We start from the raw sequence: 20,547 nt of genomic DNA on the forward strand, positions 1-20,547 counted from the left end.
ATACACCGCTCATATTTTCCGGAACATATGGGTCCCATATGAGTTTCGGGTGATAGAGGAGTGACCAATGCCGCGTTTTTTTTCGACGTCGCCACTCCCACAGGCGTCATTTCAGATCATGAGGGTACAGAGTTGGCGAGCCTCCAAGATGCCAGAACGGAGGCGATTACAGATGCTCGAACTCTCATGAGTGAAGCCGTCTTGCGCGGAGCCGACATATCTAGCAGAGAAATCGAGATTCGTAGTGAAACTGGAGGGATTTTGCTTATGATCCCGTTTTCGAGCACCGTTAGGCGTGAACGTTAGGCAGACCTGATTGGCAGGCCGAGCAGCCGCTCATATTCCCTTTCCGGAAGGCCGTAGCACCCACCGGCAATCTCCTCCAGCTTGGCCCTGTCCAGGACGCGCACATTGCCGCGCGTGGCTTTTATCGCGCGCGTCCCCTCGATAATGTGCAATTCATTCGTGACGCCGGACCGGCGGACGCCGAGCATCAGCGACAGGAATTCATGCGTCAACGGCAGATCGTCGCCATCGATGCGGTCATGGGACATTAAGAGCCATCGGGCCAGCCGCTCATGCATGCTGTAACGCGCGTTGGCGAGAGCCGAGTGCGCAAGCTGCAATTGGGACGCATGGATATATCGAAGAAAGAAACGACGGGTGTCCGAATCCGCCTCGAAGACTGGCATGAATTTCGAGACCGGCACGAGTATGCCGCTGCCTGGCGCTTGCATGAAAGTAGTGTTTGGGGTTCTGTCAGCCATGAGCATAATATGCGCGGCGCTTACACCTTCCCTGCCGATGTGACCGATCTCGATGCTCTCATTATCGGAACTCAACGCGACCTTTGACGCCAATCCGCTTTCCAGGAAACAGACGTGGCTGGTCACTTCGTCGGCTGCAACAAGCACCTGTTTTGTTGGAAGATCGACCAGCTCCATATCTGGTTCCAGCCGATGGAAGATAGCCTCAGGAAGAGCCTTGAGCAGCCTGTTTCGAACTGAAGCTTGCGTGAATGAGGGCATCTGGATTCCTCCCATTCGGGAAAGAGCCCGCTCTCATACCAGTCGATCATACACTAAGACGGTATAGGTAGCTTATGCGACAAAGCGAGAAGCTTCGCCATAATCCACATCAGCTTTGTACGTTTTTGACATTTCTATTTCAGAAGCAATTCTGCGTCCAAATTCCCATCGACTGCACGTCGGGCTGGCACTTTCAACAGCGAATGCGAATATTTGTACGGTATATGACAGACCGCCCGTTGATCTTTTTTTTGGATATAATTCACTCACTGACCACGCGCGTTTTTCGTTATTGTTGGGGAGGATGAATGGGTATTTCTGGCACATCTGTTCTTCTTTTGGAGGATCAGCCGCTGATAGCGCTCGATATCGAAGATGTATTGCAGGATGCCGGCTACGCTAACGTGACGACGATCTCCTCCTGTGAAGAGGCGGAGGAATGGCTAGAAGCGCATAATCCCGACCTGGTGATCCTGGATATCAAGTTACGAGACGGCGATTGCACGAACATCGTCGACAAGATGAGGAGAAGTAGGATACGCTTCCTCGTTCATTCCGGTAGCGAGCGACCTTCGGGGCCGGAGGCGGCGGTGTTTCAGGGTGCGCGAGGGGTTATGAAGCCCAGTACACCGGATATTTTAGTTGAATGTGTTACTGCTTGTCTCGCTGAACGCCCTGGCGGCTGTATTGCTTTTAGAAGCTCACCATCAGTGTCATGAGACTAGCGGTGCGCGCGCATGCGGTGTCCTTTGAAGACGGAAAAACCTTCAACTTTCAGGGTGCCGAGGCACGGTTTGATCACTTCTGATTTTCTGTCTAGAACGCCATGCGCCCAGTCGTCATGGCGGGGATCATCTAGGGGAAAGGGATTGTTTTCACCACTCGCACCCTTGGCATAGCCTATCTGCCGAGTTCATAGGCCTCCTCATCATTGCATGGTGAGTCTTCTCGCTTCTTCTTCATTGTGAATATCCGTCGTCCCGTACTAGGTGCGCATTAAGACAAGCCATCACAAACGCCTCGCGAGCGGCGTCCATGGTTGTACGATGGGAAATTGCCGCAAAGCATTTTTCCCTCGCCCGGACGTAATATACGCCTCTTTCGCACGGCCATCGGACCGAGAGGAAATAAAGGGCATCTTCCGGTCCATGAACGAAGGAAGCATGACGTTCAGCCACCACCACGCGAACCGGTGCATTCCAGAGCATCTTAAATTTGACATCATCGATGATTTCGTTCATCTGGCTATCCTGATACTATGGTTGGCTATCCTGATATCTGGTAGCCGAACAAGGAACGGAACCTGTTGTTCCCTAGAACGGGATCTCTGTTCGCGCAGAAAAAGATAGCCCAATTTTCCGGGCGGTTGGCATCATCTCTCCAGATTGCCGCTCTGGAATTCGGGAACAACCGGTGCCGCCAAAGGTTCGTTGGCCGAGAATCATGCCTGGGATCCGTCGAGGACCGGCTTGTATACCCGTCCATGAAAATTCATGCTGAAAGTGAAGAAGTAAGAGTGGCCGCATGGTTCAGGTTCAGTTCACATGAAGCCACCTAGAAAATGGCATGCTCAATCTGGTTCAATAGATGAATGATTCGACGGCAACATACAGTCAGATGTTCTCGGGCAAACGGCTTTTGATCGTTGAGGATGAATATCTGCTCGCCGAAGAGCCGCGCCGTAGATTGCGGGAGCTGGGCTGTGTTTTAATTGGCCCTACAGGGGATATCAAGCGTGCCCTGGAATTGATCGGCGACGCGGATGCGGCGATCCTTGACATTCAGTTCGACCCAGAAGCCGTGTTCCCTGTAGTAGAGGCGCTTGAACGTCTGGGCCTCCCCTATGTATTCGCGACGGGAGATATTCCGCCCGCAAAGTTTACCGGCTTCGTCCTATGTGACAAAGCCGTCGAAATCGAACACATCGCCAAGGCGCTCTTTGGCGGGCGAAAGCTGGATACTTAGAGACTTCCCGCCAACGCATCTTAGCAGCGCTACGGCTATTTGTGACCAAGTCAATGTATCTCCTCGTCGAGCTGGGCGGCAAGCTGCTGGCGAGCACGGTTGATGCGGCTCTTTACCGTACCGATCGCACAACCGAATTTCTGTGCCGCATCGTCATAGGATCGGCCTTCGATCACCACATATTCCAGCACAGCCCGATAAGGCTCAGGCAGCAGGTTACAAGCCCGCTCCAGCTCCTTTGCACGGATCGTCCACTCCTGCGACGGCTGCGCGATACCGACACCCGAGACACATTTCTTGGCGCCCGGACCCTCGCGCTTGGCGATGCGGAATTTCGTGCAGAATGTATTGCGCATAATGGTGAACAGCCACGATTTCAGTCGCGTGCCTGGATCGAATTGCTCGAGATTGGCGAGCGCTTTTGTCAACGTTTCCTGAACAAGATCGTCCGCGTCGCTAGAGTTTCTATGGAACGTTCTGGCAAAGGCGCGAAGAGCTGGAATGAGCTCAACAATCTCGGTCTGCAGACCGTCGGATCGGGATATTTCGATCACGGCATTCTCCTTCTGGCCATATCGTCAACAATGTCGCAGCATAGGATTGAAATCCTGGAGGTCGCACAAAATGCGGGCGCCACAACATAGGTACCAGCCCTTGCGTTTGGTAAACGCCAGGCAGATGCTATCTTTGGTCTTGAATGAGCAGCCTCGAGTTTCGATGGTCGACATAATGCTGCCTTCGAACCTAACCGCCGGCTTCCCAAGTGCTTTTCGCATTTTTTATCAACGGACACGTCGCAAGCTTGTTCCGTGCGGTTTCAAAAAAACTTCGACATATCCTGCCCGGTTTCGGCAAGCGAACCGGGAACATCCTGACATCCTCTGGGTTTGGTCGGTCATGCGGCAAGAGGATTGACAATGCTACCCTATGACCAATTGGCCAAAGCTATGGAGATCGCCGCCGAAACCCATGCAGGTCAGACCGATAAACTCGGCAATCGATACTTCGAGCATTGTTGCCGCGTCGCGTCGGCTGTTTCGGATGGCGACCAAAAAATCGTGGCCTATCTGCATGATGTCGTCGAGAAAGGCCCTGGCTGGACCATCGATCGTCTCCGGCAGCTCGGCTTTTCTCCCACAATACTCGCCGCGCTCGACGCTCTCACCAGACGGAGCGGCGAAAACGAGGATACCTTCGTTCGCCGCGCGATCGGCGATGTCATAGCGCGGCCCGTAAAGAAGGCAGATCTCGAAGACAATCTTTGGCAACGGCAGCAGATCGGCGGCGACACCGAAAAGTACCGTGAAGGCCTCAAGATTCTGTCGGATGCCGTTGCGATCTCTCGACAGGACTGGACTGGCGGCTGCCTATGCGGCAGAAGAAGATATCATTTTCGTACTGCTCCGTTAGCTGCCGGCTATTGCCACTGCACGATGTGTCGCCGGGCGACGGGCGGGCCCTTTGCCGTACTCGTGCGCGCAAAACTATCCGAAATCGTGTGGAGCGCTCCACCAGCCGTCTACCGTTCCTCGCCGATCGCGGAACGCGGCTTCTGTCCCGAATGCGGATCCCCGCTCTTTCTGCAGTATGACGATAGCGACTTCATTCGCTTGACCGCAGGCACGCTCGACCATCCGGAGCGTGTAAGCCCGAGCGGACATTACGGGATCGAAAGCAGGCTGCCATGGGCGGATTGCGGCGCCGGACTGCCGGAGGAAGAAACCAAGGAGCGATTCTAGTTAGCGCTCGATCGTGCTTCCGTCGTCGGCAGGCATCCGGCGACATAGACATCGACCGGAACAACCCGGTCGCAGCCTCAACAACCGAACACTGAGGGTTGGAAGGCTTTCATCGAATGACAGCAACCCCTTGGGAACGTGCATGTCGACAATCAATCACCTATTCGTTTTCGGAACGTTGAAAAGGGCTTTGCGCTGCACGAGCAGGGGCTGGCTCGCGCAAACCAACGCGCCCCTTCCGAACGCGGGAGCCCTATCCCATGTTGATCGCCGGCCGCTGGTTTGCACCCATGATGTTTGAACCGGGAACCGGATTGATCGTCACAGGAGAGCTCTACAACGTTGACGGGCCGACCTTGCACAATCTCGACCGACTGGAATCGATCGGCAAGCCGGGACATTTCCGTGGCTCGGTCGAGATCGAACCGGTAGCTGGCGGCGATCCCTGTACCGCCTTTGCCTATTTCAAGCCTCGCAGTCTAGCGAGACCGATACATTCCCAATACCTTTCCGCATATGAAGACCGCCGTTTCATTCCACCGGAGCAACGCGGCGAGAGATCGCGGCAAATGGGATGAATGATAAAATCCCCGAATGCCGGTCCGTTTCATTGAGCTACCACTCTCCTCCGTCACTCTCCTCCGCAAGCCGACCGGTCGGAACATTTTATCGTCCGACATGGTTACACCGGCAATCCCGCACTTGCCAGTTCCGCGACAGCTTGAAGAGGCTCCCATGACTGCAACTCAGCTAACAGATAGTGGCATGCCAGAACGGCCTTCCAGATTTAAAATATGGCTCAGGAACTCACAAACGGATATCCTCGCCTCGGCGGGCGCAGACTTCTGGTCATGGACGATAATCTCCTTTCGACCAAAAGCTGGGAAGCAGATCCGCCGGAAGCCGAACATAAAGTCTACCCCTGAGGCAGCGCAACGAGGAGATGTCGGTTCTGCCGTCGATCAACGTCACCTGATCGTCTGATTTCTTTCCATTGTCGGCAAGACATGCGTACCGGAAGTCTCGATGAACTCGCGCTGGTTCTTGCCGACATTATGGATATATATCTCCTCGAACCCCAACGCGGCATCATCCTTCAGCCATTCGACGTGCCGGCCGATATCGGCGGAAATCCGCACATGCCGATGCATGTCCTACGGACGGACGCTCTTGCATACCTCGTCGAATTGCTCCGGGGGCCGCAAGGTCTCGGCGACGGCTGCGGTCCCCGCGTTGTTGCACCATTGCTCGAACGCATTGGCCAAGGCTTCCTCCTCGCTCGCGGCGCAGGAAATATGCACCTGCAGATAGAGCGGCTTTCCCACCCCGCCTCCGAGGCGAAAGGCATCGATGATTTCAACGAGCTTTCCGCGAGCCTGGTTGATAGTGATCAGTCCATCGGACCATTTTCCGGCCCGCCGCGCGGTTTCGACTGAAAGGGCGCCGACGATGATCCGAGGCGGCCTGTCCGGCAGCGTATAAAGCCTTGCTTCATTCACCTTGATGGGTTCGGATCTCGTGATGGTCTGGCCCGCCCAAAGCGCGCGGATGACCTCGACACCGGCGCGCAATCGCGCATCTCTTGCGATTTTGCCGGGCCAAGGCTCGCCGACCACATGCTCGTTCAGGGCCTGGCCGCTTCCGACCGCCATCCATGGAAAGCGGCGGGGGAATAGCTGCGCCAAAGTGGCGGATGCCTGGCTCGTAATCGTTGCATGGTAGCGCCAACCCGATGGCACCGTGGTCAGGCCGAACGGCAGCGTCGTCGCCTGCATTGCCGCGCCGAACCATGCCCATGCAAAGCCCGATTGCCCCTGCCGTTCGCTCCAGGGGGCGAAATGATCCGACGACATGACGGCCTTAAACCCGGCTTGTTCGGCGAGGCGGGCGTAATCGATCAGCTCGCGCGGGTTAACTGCTCATGCGACGCATCGTCAAGATTCTTCAGAAAATTCGCCCAGCCGCAGAAGGGCGGCGGCTTTGGAAGCAGGCTCAATGCTTCGTGAATCAAAGCTCCCTCTTCCTTCGCCATTGCCGCGAAGATGTAGCAGGAGAACAGGGAAAGATCGAGACCGCGCCGACTTCGACCGGCTGCGGGTGGGGGCTCCATACATAATAGTCACGGTAGCGGGGATGATTGTCCCGCCGGGCAGCCTCGAACCACGGATGCTCGTTAGAGGTATGGTTGACGACAACATCGATGATGATCCCGATGCCGTGCTCGCCGGCGCTATGCACAAAATCAAGAAAATCGGCGCGAGTCCGGACTTTAGGATTGATGGCATAGAAATCACTGACATCATAACCATTGTCGCGATCCGGACTGCCGTAAAAAGGCAGCAGCCAGATACAGGTGACGCCGAGGTCGCGGAGATACGGCAGTCTCTGCCGCAGGCCGATAAAATCGCCAATGCCGTCATTATTACCATCGGAAAACCTTCTGGACATCGATGCCATAGATGACCGCGTCTATATATCACGGAATATTCAGTCGAGGCATGCCGTCTCCTCGGCCGCTTTCGTCCAGCACGCAACACGGGTCCCGCAGTTGGAACAAGCTACAAAGCTTTTTGTTCCTGAGGCGACGGTCAGAACAAGTCTCCCGGAGGGTTCAAGGATTCCGTGGCGACGTCATCGCGCTATAGGCCTCAGCCGCAGGGCTCACCGAGATGATCATGGATGATGAAACAGGTAGCGAGAGCGCAGACAATGATGAAAATCGCAACAAGCTCAAGGCTGGCGTTGCATCCGCAGCTTCCAGCTCCATCTATTTCAGCGCCCAGGCAGGATGGCCTCGAGCAATTGCCGCGCCGTGCCCTTGATCACCCCACTCTCTTGAGGATCTCCCTCCATCAGGGCTGTGGTAAGATTGCGTATCTGCTCGAAAGTGAGATGAGGCGGCATCGGTGGCACTTCCGGATCGGTCTTGACTTCCAGCACGGCGGGTCGTTCCGCCGTCAGCGCTTCCTCCCAGGCGGGACCGACATCTTCGGGTCGATCGACGAAAATGCCCTTCAGTCCAATCAGCTCGGCGAAACGATGATAGGGGACATCGGGAATGCGCTGAGAGGCGTCGAACTTGGGATCGCCTTCCATGACCCGCTGCTCCCAGGTGACCTGGTTCAGGTCTTCGTTGTTGAGCACGCAGATAATAAAGCGCGAGTCGCTCCAATTCCTCCAGTATTTGGCCGCCGTGATCAACTCAGCCATATTGTTCATCTGCATGGCGCCGTCGCCGATCAGGCCAATGACCGGCCGATCCGGATGCGCGAATTTGGCAGCAATAGCATAGGGAACGGCCGCGCCCATCGAGGCAAGACCACCCGAAAGCGACGCCATCATGCCGCGCCGCATACGCACGTCGCGCGCATACCAATTGGCGCAGGAGCCGGAATCGCTGGTGACGATCGCGCCGTCCGGCAGGCGCGGCGATAGCTCCCAGGCGACGCGTTGCGGATTGACGGGATCAGCTTCCGCAAAGGCACGCGCTTCGAGCGTCTTCCACCAATCGTCGAGATTAGCTTTTATCTCTTCGCGCCAGGACAGGTCCTGCTTTTGTCTCAGCAGCGGCAGGAGCGCCCGCAGGGTCTCGCGTGCATGTCCGACAAGATTGACCTCCATCGGGTAACGTAGCGAAAGCATGTCTGGCCGCATATCGATCTGGACGCCTCGGGCATCGCCCTCCTCGGGCAGGAATTCGGAATAGGGAAATCCGGAGCCGATCATCAACAGCGTATCGCAATCGCGCATCAGGTTCCAGGATGGCCGTGTTCCCAGAAGACCGATTGGACCGGTAACCCAGGGAAGATCATCCGGCAGGGCCGCCTTGCCAAGCAGCGCTTTGGCCGCGCCCGCACCCAACCGGTCCGCGACGGCGATGACCTCGTCCGTGGCGCCGAGCGTGCCGGCGCCGACGAGCATCGCGACCTTCTTGCCGGCATTCAACACCTCGGCTGCGCGCTCGAGGTCTTTCTTATGCGGCACCATCCTCGGTGCGACATAGCCGGTGCCGGACATGACCGAGCCATGCTTGCGCGGCGGCTCCTCATACGGCATTTCCTGCAGGTCGTTCGGCAGGATGATGGCGGTAACGGTCTTGTTCGCAAGCGCGATGCGCACGGCCCGATCGACCAAATGGCGCACCTGCGCAGGTGCTGCCGCCTGATGAACGAAATCGCCGGCGACATCCTTGAACAGCGACGCAAGATCGACCTCCTGCTGATAGTGGCCGCCAATGGCGCGGCGTGCCTGCTGACCGACGATCGCCAGCACCGGCTGGTGATCCAGCCGCGCATCGTAGAGACCGGTCACCAGATGCGTGGCGCCGGGACCGGATGTGGCAATGCAGACGCCCAGTTCACCGGAGAATTTCGCATAGGCGGACGCCATGAAGGCGGCCATCTCTTCATGACGCGCCTGGATGAATTCGATCTTCCCATCCGCCCGATTCAATGCGCCGAATACCCCGTTGATGCCGTCCCCGGGATAGCCGAACATGCGTCGGACGCCCCAGTCATAAAGGCGTGCCACGATGAAATCGCCCACAGTTTTCGCCATGATATATATCTCCACTCGCAGTATGCGGTTTCTCACCGCCATTGGCAGCGACCCAACATGTAGGCAAAGAGTATGTTCCCATCGATCCCGATTTGCCGGGCTCAATCATGCAAGGGAGCGCGTGAGATAATCGACGCAGAGGAAGAGCAGCAGGATCAATAGCCAGGCGGCGCCGGTAAGCGCTGCGATCCTCGCAAGTGCCGTCTCCTCTTTCAGATGCATATAGCGCCAGTAGATAAGAGCGGATTTGGCCACCGCGATCGATAGGCTAACCATGAGGCCAATTGCGCCGCCCAACAGGAAACTGTTGCCGATTGTCGCGGCAAGCAGGAGCAACAGAACGCTCCAGATCAGGACAAGTGGATTGGCGAGGCGCAACATTTCGTTCACCTCGTCAGATAGAAGACGGGGTAGAGAACGACCCAGATGACGTCGACCAAGTGCCAGTAAAGTCCCGCTGTAATCAGGATGATCGACCGCCGCGGCAACGGTATCGCGCCCCGCGCCGTTTGAAGCGCCAGAACCAGCAGAAGCACGATACCGATTGTCAGGTGCAAGGCATGCAGGGCGGTGGCGACCAAATAGAGGTTCATGAAGAGGTGTTGAACGCTTGTGGCATAACTGGATTGGACACCCGGCACCGGCAACAAACCCTCGGTGAATTCCGTGTGGTATTCGTAAGTTTTGATGACGAGGAAGCAGAGGCCGAAGATAGCCGCGCCGGCAAGCCAGCCGGCGGCCGTGGCTGCCCTGCCAGCCTTGCCTGCCTCTATGGCGAGCGCGACGAACAGGCTCGATGTTAAAAGCACTGCCGTGTTCAAGCCGGCGATGCCGAAATGCATGGCTTGCGACGCCTGGACGACCTCAGCGGCGTGTGCCAATCGCATGGTGGCCGCAACGGCGAAGAGGCCGCCGAACAGCATGATCTCGCTGCCGAGAAAAATATACATGCCCATCATCGCAGCATCATGCTGCTGATGCGGATCGCGATAGGGTTCGGTGACCGCCACCGTCTCAGGCATCGTCGTCTCCCATCTCTGTTTGGTGGTCGTAGGGCGGCCTTTCGACCACCGGTATAGTCTTGAAATTGTGCTTCGGCGGCGGCGATGGTGTGCTCCATTCGAGCCCCGTCGCTCCCCAGGGATCGTCGCCAGCCGGCTGTCCATAGCGCATCGAATAGGTGAGATAGACAAAGGGCATGATGTAGGCGATCCCGAGCACCGCCGCACCGCCGGTCGAAATGACGTTCAGCACCTGAAACTCCGGCGGATAGACATGGTAGCGCCGCGGCATGCCTAGATAGCCAAGCAGAAATTGCGGGAAAAACGTCAGATTGAAGCCGAGGAAGAAGAAGATGGCGGTCACCCGCCCCCAGGCGAGCGGATACATCCGGCCGACGATCTTCGGCCACCAATAGTGCAGCGCGCCGAAAAAGGCCGATATCGTGCCACCAACCATGATGTAGTGGAAATGAGCGATCACGAAATAAGTATCGTGCACATGCACGTCGATCGCCAGCATGGCGAGCATCAGCCCGGTCAGTCCGCCGAATACGAACAGGCCGATAAAGGCCATGGCAAAGAGAAAGGGTGGATCGAGCGAGATATGCCCCTTAAACAGCGTGGCAGTCCAGTTGTAGACCTTGATGCCGGAGGGGATCGCAACGGCGACGCTTAGAAAGGAAAAGACAGCATTCGAATAGATCGATTGTCCCGATACGAACATGTGGTGCCCCCAGACGAAGAAGCCGAGGGCGGCGATCGCGATTGATGATCCCGCGACGAACTGGTAACCGAAGATCGGTTTGCGCGCGCCGGCAGCCACGAGTTCACTGACGACGCCGAGCGCTGGCAGCACCATGATGTAGACCGCCGGATGGCTGTAGAACCAGAAGAGATGCTGATAGAGCAGCGGATCACCGCCGAGCGCCGGATTGAAGATACCGAGACCAAAGAGCCTCTCGAGCGAAATCAGCACGAGCGTGATTGACAGCACCGGCGTCGCCAGTACCAGGATTATGGATGTGGCATAGATCGACCAGACGAAGAGCGGCAGCCGGCTCCAGGTCATGCCAGGGCAACGTAACTTGTGCACGGTGACGATGAAATTGAGCCCGGTGAGGATCGACGAAAAGCCCACGATGAAAACGGCGCTCGCCGCGAGGATGACATTGCCGTTGGCATACATAGTCGACAGCGGCGTGTAGAAGGTCCACCCGGTATCGACCCCGCCGGCGATCAGCACGAAAACGGTGAAAAGGCCGGCAATCAGGTAGATGTACCAGCTCAAGAGATTGAGTTTCGGGAAGGCAAGATCCTTGGCGCCGATCATCAGCGGAATCAGGAAATTGCCGAAAGTATTGGGGATCGACGGGATCAGGAAGAACCAGACCATGACGACGCCATGGAGGGTAAAAGCCCGATTATAGCCCTCGTTGGTCAAAAGATCGCCGGCTGGCGTCAACAGATCGAGCCTAATTAGCGCTGCCGCCATCGCGCCGATGAAAAAGAAGAAGGTGATCGACAGCACAAAGAGGATTGCAATGCGCTTGTGGTCGGTTGTCAGCAGCCAAGATTTGAGACTGTGGCCAGCACGCAGATAACTGATGCGTTCGGTCTCGGTTTCCGACAGGCCGCGATCTTCGAGATTGGCGGGGTTCGGACGCTGCTCTAGGGTGCTCGTCATTGGGTCGCCTCCCCCCGCCGCAACGATTTGATATAGGCGACGATCTTCAATACATCCTCCTCACTCAGCACGTTCTGGAAGGTCGGCATGATCGGCTGATACCCCGCCGCGATCTGCGACTGCGGCAGAAGGATGCTATCGCGGATATATTCGTCGTCGGCGATCACGGTCTGGCCCGATTGCAGCGGAACGGGATTGCCGTAAAGTCCAACGAGCGAAGGCGCGCTCGCGCTCGAACCGGGATCATGGCAACCGCTGCAACCACGGCTGCGGAAAAGTCCCGCGCCTTCGGTGGCGAGCGATTGATCATTAGAGGATTGGCTCAGCCATCTGGCATAGTCGGTCGGAGTCATCACGACGAAGCTGCCTGCCATTTCGGAATGATCGGTTCCGCAATATTGCGAGCAGGCAATTCTATAGACACCGGGTTTGTCGACGGCAAACCAAGTCGTTGTATAGCGGCCCGGCACCACATCCTGTTTGATGCGCAAGGCGGGAATGAAGAGGCTGTGAATGACATCCTGAGAGGCCATCGTCAGTTTCACCGGCAGCCCCGTCGGGACGTGGAGTTCGTTGATCTCGGCCTGCCCTTCCGGGTGCTGGAATTTCCACATCCACTGCTTGGCGACGATATCGATCTGCATTGCATCGACCGGAGGACGGTAAAGCCGAGCGAACAGATCGATCGACCAAACGTAAAAGCCCAACAAGGCGATAAAGGGAATGGCCGACCAGGAGACTTCGAGCGCCACGTTCCGGTTCGTCGCATGCTTGCGGTCCGCCGGGCTGCCGCGGCGGTATTTGACCGCAAAGACGACGAGGAGGATGAAGACCGGTGCAGACAGAGATACGATCAACACCGTGAACGCAATCACCAGCAGGTCCACCTGATGGCTATAGTCGGAAATGCTAGGAGGCCAGAGAGGAATGAAGTTCAAAATCCCCTCCCCTTGGTCGACCCCTGTACATGCTGGCGTTCGCGCAGCAGAGCATGGGCAATCAGCCCGCCGCCGGTCAGCATCGTCGCCCCACTGGCGAACTGCAGAATGACGCGGATCAGCGAGGAATATCGCCCGGTAACCGGATCATAATGATAGCAAAGAAGCAGAAGCTGATCGCTCCATCCGCCGATCCGCCCATCTCCAGCCTCCGTCAATGCCAGCTTCAGATCGGTGCCCCTCGGAGCCAGTCCGTAAAGCCAACGGCTCAATCGTCCGTCCGGCGTCAGCACGGCGACAGCAGCATCATGCGCATATTGGCCGATGTCCGGGTCCCAGACATAACGGTAGCCAAGCGCATCAGTCATGGTGTGGACATCGGGCGCCGCGCCGGTCAGCGCATGGATGCCCTTGACGGTTAGCTCGGGAAAGCGGCGTCGCAATTGATCGAGCGATGCCTGCGCCTCCTTTGGCCCCTCTTTGGGATCGATGCCGAAAGCGACGATCGTGAAATCGCGCGGCGGCCGGAAGGGCTGCTCTTCCACTGCTTGCATGAGGCCCGACAAGGTTACCCCGCAGATGTTCGGGCAATTGTGCAGCACCGGGGCCAGGAGGAAGGGCCTGCCGCCGGCGAGTTCGCGCAACGTCACACGGCGACCGGCCTCGTCCGTAAAAGCCCTCTCCAGCGGAATCTCCGCATTGGGCTTGCGGTCAATGCCAGTGGCCCTGAACGGATCGAAGGATGCTGCCGCTGCCTGGGCGGCGGCAAGCCCCAAAAACGCGAACACAAGCATCAGGCCGCGACGCGTCATCGCTTTCCCTCCTCTTGCCCGTCCTGATCCGGCCAGCCGCGAATGGCTAGGATCGCCATGGCGCGGTCGATCGGTATGTGGGCGCTCTGCGCCGCCCTGTCGGCCCATCCATAACCTTGCAATCGACCCTCGGCCTCACGCTGAACTTCATCACGATCAGCAGCGGGCGATACTGCGAGACGGGGACCGGCCCGCTCCTGCCGATCCCCGAAGATCGTTGCGGATGGCTCCGTGGTCGGCACGATCCAGCGAAGAATGCCGAAGACCAAGAGGATCGACAGCGCCATGCTGGAGAACAATCCGAGAGCTACCGCGAGGACAAAGCGTGGCGAGACATCACGCGTCTCGTAGTCCGCCATGGCGTTCGGTTCTTTCAGCCTTCGAACGAACGCGCTCATGACGACATCTCCGCAGCATGCCTCGATCTCAGCCACGCCAAGATGGCTCTGGAGCGGGAAAGGATCGCCAGGGCAAGCTGGATCAACCCGACGAGCGACAAAAGATAAGCCAGGATTGCATGACCCACATGCACCGCTAGCTCCGGTATCGTCAGCCAGGCATATTCCAGCAGCTTTCCGCCCAAAACGGCAAGCGACAGGCCGATCAGCCATCTGGGGGACCGGCGGATCGGTGGAAAGAACAGCAGGAATAGCGGCAGCAGATGCAGCAAGATAACCAGATATTCGGCCGTCGCCCAGATGCCGGCGCCGCGACGCTGAAACCAGATGACACCCTGCGTGAGATTGCCCGACCAGATGATGAAATGCTGCATGAACGCGAGATAGACCCAGAAGAGGATCGCCGCGAGCAGCAAGGCACCCAGCACGCCGGGCTGTCTTGCCGGGCCAGCCGACAGCCGCAAAATGATCAGCAGCGACAGCGCCGTCAGCATCTGTCCGGCTAAAATATAGAGCCCAAAGCCGGAGGAATGGAATTGCGGGTCGAGCGACATTTCCCAGTCGGTTGCCAGGATTCCATGCAAGGGCACGAAGACGACAAGCCCAAAAGCGGCAATAGACAATGACCTGCGCGAACTTACGATCAGAGCCAATGCTAGCCAGAACGAACCTGCAAGAATTGCCAAGGTTCGAATGTCGAAAAAGATAGTCGACAGATACACTCTCTTGAACGCGGCAAGCTGAGCCTCCCGCGCCCATTCATAGATCCATGGGAGACCGATCATGATCGGCAGGCATGCAAGGAGAAGAAGCGGCAGCAGCGACAACGACAGCTCCGCAACCATATTCAGATCGTCGCGCCAGACACCGGGAATGATGCGCATCATCATCGTCAGACACAGGGCGCCGAGTGGCAAGGTGCTCATGAAGACAAAGGCCGCCAACCAGCCGGTCAGCGCCGCTTCCGGCGAGAAAAACGAGGTGGCAAGTGCCACAAGGCAAAACATGACACCGCTTATCGCCAGCATTCGACTTGGTAACGCCTCGATACGGCTCATGATCCGGCGTCCTCAAGTCGTGCCCGATCCTCGGCCGGAAGAATTGCAGCGGGAGCATCCTGGCTGAGCTGGAGTGCGCGAATATAGGCCGCAATCGCCCAGCGGTCGGCGGGAGAAACCCTATCGGCATAGGAATACATCGCGCCATGACCATTGGTGATGATGTCGACGAAGTAGCGCGAGGGCGCGCTGCGCAACCGGTCGATATGGAAGCTGGGCGGATGTGGAAAGCCGCGTGCCGGCACAGTGCCATTGCCGTAACCGGCCGCATCGTGACATGGCGCACAATAAATGCCGAAGCGTTCCTGCCCGCGAAGGAGGATCCTGCCGCTCACGGCCGGTCGATTGGCCAAAGCCGCGTCTCGTTCGGGATCGTCACGTGCCACGGTCCCCGCCGGCGGCGCCTGCAACGCCTTGCCATCGGCAAAGAGCATGCTTTTCTCATAGGAATCGTAGCGCGGCTGATGGTTCATGTCGTCGCAAGCCGCAAGCGGCAGGGCAACCAAGACGATGAGCAGCGCGCGTCTCATTCCGGCTGCTCCGTATGTTCGACGGTTTCGACACGCACCGAACCCAAGCTTTCCAGAAAGCGACGCGTGCGTTGCGGATGGAAGCGGACGTCATTGCTGAAGAGGACGAGAAAGAACTTTTCGGAATTCGCTAGATGAAAAGCCTCGACGCTGAACAGCGGATGATGCAGGCGCGGCAGGCGGTTCAGCAGGAGCATGCCGAAGATTGTAAACAACACGGCGAAAAGCACGGTCAGTTCGAAGGTGATCAGAATAAAGGACTGCCAGGCATATAACGGCCGCCCGCCGATCTCGATCTGATAGGCATAATTGGTATAGAGCTGCAGGCCGTAACCGCCGGCCGCGCCGAATATCCCACCGAAAAGGGTCAGCCAAGGCACGATGTTTTCCTTGAAACCGAATAGATCGGTCAGCTCATTTATGGGGTAAGGCGTATAGGCTTCCATTGCGCGGAAACCCGCCTTGCGGGCGCGCTTTGCGGCTGCGATCAGCCGCTCCGGCCTGTCGAATTCGGCCAGAAGGCCGAAAACATCGCTCTTTGGGCTTGGTTCATGCATGGCTCAACTCCCCAGTTTCGCGCAGCGCTTCCTTGACCTCGAAAGCCGAGATGACCGGGAGGAAGCGCACGAACAGTAGGAAGGGCGTAAGAAAGACGCCGAGCATACCGGCATAAAGCCCCCATTCCCAGATGCTCGGATGGTATTCGCCCCAGGAAGAAACCAGATAGTCGCGATAAAGCGATGTCGTCAGCAGCATGTAGCGTTCGAACCACATGCCGATGGTGACCGACAGCCCGATCAGAAAGAGAAGGACCGGCTGGCGGCGAACGGAGCCAAACCATAGAAGCTGCAACGGCACGAAATTGAGGATGATGGCGCCCCAGTAGCTAAAGGCATAAACGCCGGTCAACCGGTCCATCAGCGTGCCCACCTCCTGCATGTCGCCGCCATAGAGGCTGTCGAAGACTTCTGCCTGATAGCCGTAACCCGTCATCAATCCCGTCGCCAGGAGGAAGCAGCCTAGCAGATCGAGATGCCGGCCGGTAACGAGCGCGCCGAGCCCCAAAGCATGGCGCAATACCACGGCGATCATCGCCACGACCGCGAAGCCGGAAAATGCCGCGCCGAGCACGAAATACGGTGGAAAGACCGTAGAGTTCCAGCCGGGGATCGGGCCGGCCGCAAAGAGCAGCGATATTTCCGAATGGACAGAGACCACCAGGGGCACGGCAATGGCGGCTGTCAGGCGGTAGGCCTGGTTCCAGCGTGCCCAATGCCTGGCTGAACCGCGCCAGCCGAGCGCTGCAAGACCATAAAACACCTGCTGCCAGCGCTTTTTCGCCCGGTCGCGGACGGTGGCAAGATCGGGGACGATACCGATATACCAGAAGAGCACCGAGACGGTGAGATAAGTCAGTACGGCGAAGAAATCCCAGCTCAACGGACTCTTGAATTGCGGCCAGATCGTCATCGTGTTCGGATAGGGCGCGATCCAATAGAAAAACCAGGGCCGTCCGAGATGCAGGATCGGATAGAGGCCCGCGCAGACGACGGCAAAAAGCGTCATCGTCTCGGCAAAGCGGTTCAGCGAGTTGCGCCAATGGGCATTGAGCAAGAGCAGCAGCGCCGAGATCAATGTGCCGGCGTGGCCGATGCCCAAAAACCAGATGTAGTTGGAGATCGCTAGGCCCCAGTTGACCGGAATATTGTTGCCCCAGACGCCGACGCCATAGACGAGCAGGACGGTGGCGGAGACGACGAAGCAGGCAAGCAGCAGCAAGGAGACCGAAAAGCAGATCCACCAAGCCATCGGCGCCGGATACTTCAGCGGGATCTGCGTAATCCTGGCGGTAGCCGCCGCGTTCCGGTCTGCCATCGGCTCGCTCATCCCGTGGTCTCCTTTTTGAGGATATTCCTGTCCTCGATACGAGCGAGATAGGTGGTTCGCGGTCGTGTATTGGCCTCCTCCAGCAACGTATAGTCACGCGACCCAGCCTTCAGGCGGCTGACGGCGGAGTCGGGATCGGCGACATTGCCGAAGGCGATCGCCTGGGTCGGACAGGCCTGCTGACAAGCTGTAACAATCTCGCCATCGCGGATCGGCCGACCTTCCCTGTCGGCCACGATGCGCGCTTCGGCGATGCGCTGGACACAATAAGTGCATTTTTCCATGACACCGCGACTGCGCACCGTCACGTCCGGATTGCGCATGGCCTTCAGGGATTCAGCATCGCTTCCGGTAAAGTCGAACCAGTTGAAGCGGCGGACTTTATAGGGGCAATAGGATGAGCATGTGCGGGTGCCGATGCAACGATTGTAGACCTGAAGGTTCAGCCCATCGATACTGTGGACGGCGGCGTTGACCGGGCAGCCCATTTCGCAAGGCGCCTGCTCGCAATGCATGCAGGGAACCGGTTCGAAATAGGACTTCGGCTCGGCGACATCCCCCTCGTAGTAGTGGTCGATGCGCAGCCAATGCATTTCCCGGCCTTCGACGATCAGTTCCCTGCCGACAACGGGAATGTTGTTTTCGGCCTGACAGGCCGTCACGCAGGCATTACAGCCGATACAGAGATCAAGATCGATCGACATGCCCCAGGAGGGGTCTGACTTCGACCTGTCCGGATAGAGCGATGGCGCCTCTTTCTTGCTATCCGGCCGCGATTGAGGATCAAGTTGGCTGAGATCCATGCTGCGGACGAAGTCGAAGCCGTCGATCGCCTGATGCAATTGTGTCGTCGCCACCGTCAGCGTCCTGCCGGTCGGCTCGATCATGATATCGTGTCCGTGCCAGAGTTGATCCGATCGCCTGAGCGCATAGGCGTCGTAACCAAGATTCGCCGCGATCGAGTCCCTCATCTTCCGGCCATACCCAAGGGTAATGGCGAGCGTATGCGCCTCCTGTCCCGGCAGGATCCATACCGGACCTTTAATGGAGGCGCCGCCGGCCATGAGCCGCACTTCCGCGCCGTTTTTCAGTGTCCTCTCCGCCGCAAGTTGCGGGCTGACGAGGATCACATTGCCCCAGGTGATTTTGGTGAGCGGCCGGGGCGTCTCCTGGGCCCAGGCATTTTCCGAAAGCGTACCATCCCAGACGCCGGTATCGGGTCGGATGACGAGTGTCAGCCCTTCATCGGCGCGGGCCGCAGGTGGAGGAATATTCCTGCCGGTAACCGTGGGAACGATCAGCGGCAACGCACTGCCTTCAACGAGGCCGCGGTTGAGACTGTCTCGCCATCGGCTGTCGAAGCCGCCCCCCCAGGCGGCCTTCCATGTCTGCTGCACAATGTCCCGATCGGCCGCCGTATGTCCCATCAGATTTTCGAGCACTGCCTGCGCCGAGCGGACATCATAAAACGGCCGGACGAGCGGCTGGATGAGGCTTACGGTTCCGTCGGCGGCGCGCGCGTCTCCCCAGCTTTCGAGATCATGTTGAAGCGGTGCATGCCATTGGCTGAGAGACGCGGTCTCGTCGACATGGAGCCCTGCGTGGATAGTGAGGCTTACTTTTTTCAAAGCCTTCCGGAAATCGAGGTCGGCCGACGCCATGTAGGCTGGATCGGTACCGATGATCGCCAACGTCGAAACCTTGCCCGCCTGCATGTCCGCAACAACGGTCTCCAGCGATCGCGCGCCGTCCGGCGGTGTGTCAATGACAGGCTCGGAGAAGCGCAAGGTGGTACCGAGGCTTTCGAGCTTTTCGTTCAATAGCAGCCCGAGCGCCTGGATATTCTTATCGTGATGCGCGCCGACGAGAAGCAATGCATTGCGCCGCGAGGCGCGGAGCGCATCCGAGGCGGAATCGACCCACCGCCGTTCTTTTGCGGAGAGATCGTCATCGCCGAGACCGTCCATCCCGATCCGCCTGCCGAGCGCCCGAAGCAGACGATCCATTGCGGAGACAGATGCGGCAAGCCGCATGTCCGCGACGGAGCCGGTGATCGACGGAGTGGGTTCGGCGACGAAGAGGCGGCATTGACCTTTCAGGGTCTGGCGCAATCGACGGCGATCGGCAAAGAGGCGTGCGTTGAGCGTCTGCCGTGGACCGGGGCCGAGGAAATCATCATCCAGGCTCACGATCGTCTCGACGTCGTCGAGGGCCGGATGCATCGCCAGCGACCGGCCGAATACCTGGGCGGTTGCAGCCAGCCGCGGTGCGTCCGGAACCGGATTGCAGACATGCCAGCGCGCCTTCGGCCAGCGCTCCATCATGCTATTGATTTGCCGGAGCATGGTCGGCGAGCTGATTGGGCCGGTCAGCAAACGAAAGCCCTCCCCCTGGGCTTTATCCAATGCGCTCGCATTTGCGGACATCTCCGCATCGAAGGCATTCCAGTCTGCCGGCTTGCCGAAGTGAAGCGGGGCCTGCGAACGGCCGGGATCATAGAGCCCAAGCAGTGCTGCCTGCGTGAAAGCGTCGGTAACGCCGCCTGACGCTGGATGATCCGGGTTGCCTTCCAACTTGACGGGTCGGCCAGTGAATGTCTTGCCGAGTACTGGCTGTGCATAGCCGGCAAAGATGACCGCCGTCGCATACCATTTCGCTTGAGCGACCGTGACACCTTCCGGCGCCTCGACATAGGGAAGTGCCGCCTCATCCTCCTCTCCCTTGCAGGCCGACAGGCCGGCAAGGGCCAGCGACGCACCCATGACCTTCAGCAGCGAGCGGCGGTTAAGACTGATGCCGCGACTGTGGAGCGCCGGGAACTCTTTTCTCGCAAACCGCTTGAAGACCTCGGTCTCGGATAGCTCGGCGAGATCCCGCCAGAATTGCCTCCCCGTCTTGCCGGAGAGCTGTTTGCGGATGGCCTCATTGGGGAATGGATAGCCGGTCATTG

20 protein-coding genes and 2 pseudogenes are annotated in these 20,547 nt (G+C 58.2%); 5 read left to right on the forward strand and 17 right to left on the reverse strand.

Annotated features, from left to right (window positions below):
- Positions 1-60 precede the first annotated feature (60 nt).
- A complete protein-coding gene (locus AB6803_RS29825) occupies positions 61-306 on the forward strand; it encodes a hypothetical protein (RefSeq protein WP_371112262.1) in 246 nt (81 codons plus the stop codon).
- On the opposite strand, the gene AB6803_RS29830 is transcribed toward AB6803_RS29825, so the two are convergent.
- Positions 303-1,028, reverse strand: a complete 726-nt coding sequence (locus AB6803_RS29830) for a Crp/Fnr family transcriptional regulator (RefSeq protein WP_371112263.1) — start codon at positions 1,026-1,028, stop codon at positions 303-305. The two genes, AB6803_RS29825 and AB6803_RS29830, sit on opposite strands and share 4 nt — an antisense overlap.
- A gap of 308 nt (positions 1,029-1,336) precedes the next feature.
- Here AB6803_RS29830 and AB6803_RS29835 point away from each other — a divergent pair, with 308 nt between their 5' ends.
- Positions 1,337-1,747, forward strand: a complete 411-nt coding sequence (locus tag AB6803_RS29835; protein WP_371112264.1) for a response regulator — start codon at positions 1,337-1,339, stop codon at positions 1,745-1,747.
- Positions 1,748-1,987: 240 nt separating this feature from the next.
- Here the strand turns inward: AB6803_RS29835 and AB6803_RS29840 are convergent, their stop codons facing one another.
- Positions 1,988-2,269 carry a DUF982 domain-containing protein gene (locus tag AB6803_RS29840; protein WP_371112265.1) on the reverse strand — a complete coding sequence of 94 codons (282 nt, stop codon included), beginning with the start codon at positions 2,267-2,269 and terminating at the stop codon, positions 1,988-1,990.
- Between the two features lie 346 nt (positions 2,270-2,615).
- Here AB6803_RS29840 and AB6803_RS29845 point away from each other — a divergent pair, with 346 nt between their 5' ends.
- Positions 2,616-2,993, forward strand: a complete 378-nt coding sequence (locus tag AB6803_RS29845) for a response regulator (RefSeq protein ID WP_371112266.1) — start codon at positions 2,616-2,618, stop codon at positions 2,991-2,993.
- A gap of 50 nt (positions 2,994-3,043) precedes the next feature.
- Here AB6803_RS29845 and AB6803_RS29850 read toward each other — a convergent pair whose 3' ends face one another.
- Positions 3,044-3,547, reverse strand: a complete 504-nt coding sequence (locus AB6803_RS29850) for a sigma-70 family RNA polymerase sigma factor (protein ID WP_371112267.1) — start codon at positions 3,545-3,547, stop codon at positions 3,044-3,046.
- Between the two features lie 363 nt (positions 3,548-3,910).
- Between AB6803_RS29850 and AB6803_RS29855 the strand changes: the two genes are divergently transcribed.
- Positions 3,911-4,732, forward strand: a complete 822-nt coding sequence (locus AB6803_RS29855; protein ID WP_371112268.1) for a GFA family protein — start codon at positions 3,911-3,913, stop codon at positions 4,730-4,732.
- A 260-nt stretch (positions 4,733-4,992) separates the two neighbouring features.
- Positions 4,993-5,310 carry a gamma-glutamylcyclotransferase family protein gene (locus AB6803_RS29860; RefSeq protein WP_371112269.1) on the forward strand — a complete coding sequence of 106 codons (318 nt, stop codon included), beginning with the start codon at positions 4,993-4,995 and terminating at the stop codon, positions 5,308-5,310.
- A gap of 390 nt (positions 5,311-5,700) precedes the next feature.
- Here the strand turns inward: AB6803_RS29860 and AB6803_RS29865 are convergent.
- The 14 genes and pseudogenes from AB6803_RS29865 to AB6803_RS29930 form a co-directional block, all read right to left on the reverse strand.
- Positions 5,701-6,680, reverse strand: a pseudogene (locus AB6803_RS29865) (TIGR03885 family FMN-dependent LLM class oxidoreductase).
- 110 nt (positions 6,681-6,790) lie between these two features.
- Positions 6,791-7,205 (reverse strand): annotated as a pseudogene (locus tag AB6803_RS29870) (alpha-amylase family glycosyl hydrolase); the annotation flags it as partial.
- 299 nt (positions 7,206-7,504) lie between these two features.
- A complete protein-coding gene (locus AB6803_RS29875) occupies positions 7,505-9,289 on the reverse strand; it encodes a thiamine pyrophosphate-requiring protein (protein ID WP_371112270.1) in 1,785 nt (594 codons plus the stop codon).
- Positions 9,290-9,394: 105 nt separating this feature from the next.
- Positions 9,395-9,670 (reverse strand): cytochrome C oxidase subunit IV family protein, encoded by a 276-nt coding sequence (locus AB6803_RS29880; protein ID WP_371112271.1) that lies wholly within the window; start codon positions 9,668-9,670, stop codon positions 9,395-9,397.
- A gap of 5 nt (positions 9,671-9,675) precedes the next feature.
- Positions 9,676-10,311: a heme-copper oxidase subunit III gene (locus tag AB6803_RS29885; RefSeq protein WP_371112272.1), complete on the reverse strand. Its 636-nt coding sequence runs from the start codon at positions 10,309-10,311 to the stop codon at positions 9,676-9,678.
- Positions 10,304-11,974 carry a cbb3-type cytochrome c oxidase subunit I gene (locus AB6803_RS29890; RefSeq protein WP_371112273.1) on the reverse strand — a complete coding sequence of 557 codons (1,671 nt, stop codon included), beginning with the start codon at positions 11,972-11,974 and terminating at the stop codon, positions 10,304-10,306. The genes AB6803_RS29885 and AB6803_RS29890 overlap by 8 nt, the downstream gene beginning before the upstream one ends.
- A complete protein-coding gene (coxB, locus tag AB6803_RS29895; RefSeq protein ID WP_371112274.1) occupies positions 11,971-12,912 on the reverse strand; it encodes a cytochrome c oxidase subunit II in 942 nt (313 codons plus the stop codon). Before coxB ends, AB6803_RS29890 begins: the two co-directional genes overlap by 4 nt.
- Positions 12,909-13,724 (reverse strand): SCO family protein, encoded by an 816-nt coding sequence (locus AB6803_RS29900; protein ID WP_371112275.1) that lies wholly within the window; start codon positions 13,722-13,724, stop codon positions 12,909-12,911. Before AB6803_RS29900 ends, coxB begins: the two co-directional genes overlap by 4 nt.
- On the reverse strand, positions 13,721-14,122 hold the full coding sequence (locus AB6803_RS29905; protein WP_371112276.1) for a hypothetical protein: 402 nt from the start codon (positions 14,120-14,122) through the stop codon (positions 13,721-13,723). Before AB6803_RS29905 ends, AB6803_RS29900 begins: the two co-directional genes overlap by 4 nt.
- On the reverse strand, positions 14,119-15,180 hold the full coding sequence (locus AB6803_RS29910) for a hypothetical protein (RefSeq protein WP_371112277.1): 1,062 nt from the start codon (positions 15,178-15,180) through the stop codon (positions 14,119-14,121). Before AB6803_RS29910 ends, AB6803_RS29905 begins: the two co-directional genes overlap by 4 nt.
- Complete coding sequence (locus AB6803_RS29915) at positions 15,177-15,710, reverse strand: cytochrome c (protein ID WP_371112278.1); 534 nt, start codon at positions 15,708-15,710, stop codon at positions 15,177-15,179. The genes AB6803_RS29910 and AB6803_RS29915 overlap by 4 nt, the downstream gene beginning before the upstream one ends.
- Positions 15,707-16,267 carry a DUF3341 domain-containing protein gene (locus AB6803_RS29920; RefSeq protein ID WP_371112279.1) on the reverse strand — a complete coding sequence of 187 codons (561 nt, stop codon included), beginning with the start codon at positions 16,265-16,267 and terminating at the stop codon, positions 15,707-15,709. Before AB6803_RS29920 ends, AB6803_RS29915 begins: the two co-directional genes overlap by 4 nt.
- Positions 16,260-17,597 (reverse strand): NrfD/PsrC family molybdoenzyme membrane anchor subunit, encoded by a 1,338-nt coding sequence (gene nrfD / locus AB6803_RS29925; RefSeq protein ID WP_371112280.1) that lies wholly within the window; start codon positions 17,595-17,597, stop codon positions 16,260-16,262. Before nrfD ends, AB6803_RS29920 begins: the two co-directional genes overlap by 8 nt.
- Positions 17,594-20,545 carry a TAT-variant-translocated molybdopterin oxidoreductase gene (locus AB6803_RS29930; RefSeq protein WP_371112281.1) on the reverse strand — a complete coding sequence of 984 codons (2,952 nt, stop codon included), beginning with the start codon at positions 20,543-20,545 and terminating at the stop codon, positions 17,594-17,596. Before AB6803_RS29930 ends, nrfD begins: the two co-directional genes overlap by 4 nt.
- Between the last annotated feature and the right edge of the window lie 2 nt (positions 20,546-20,547).

The organism is Rhizobium sp. RCC_161_2, assembly GCF_041355235.1.
GTDB lineage: Bacteria > Pseudomonadota > Alphaproteobacteria > Rhizobiales > Rhizobiaceae > Rhizobium.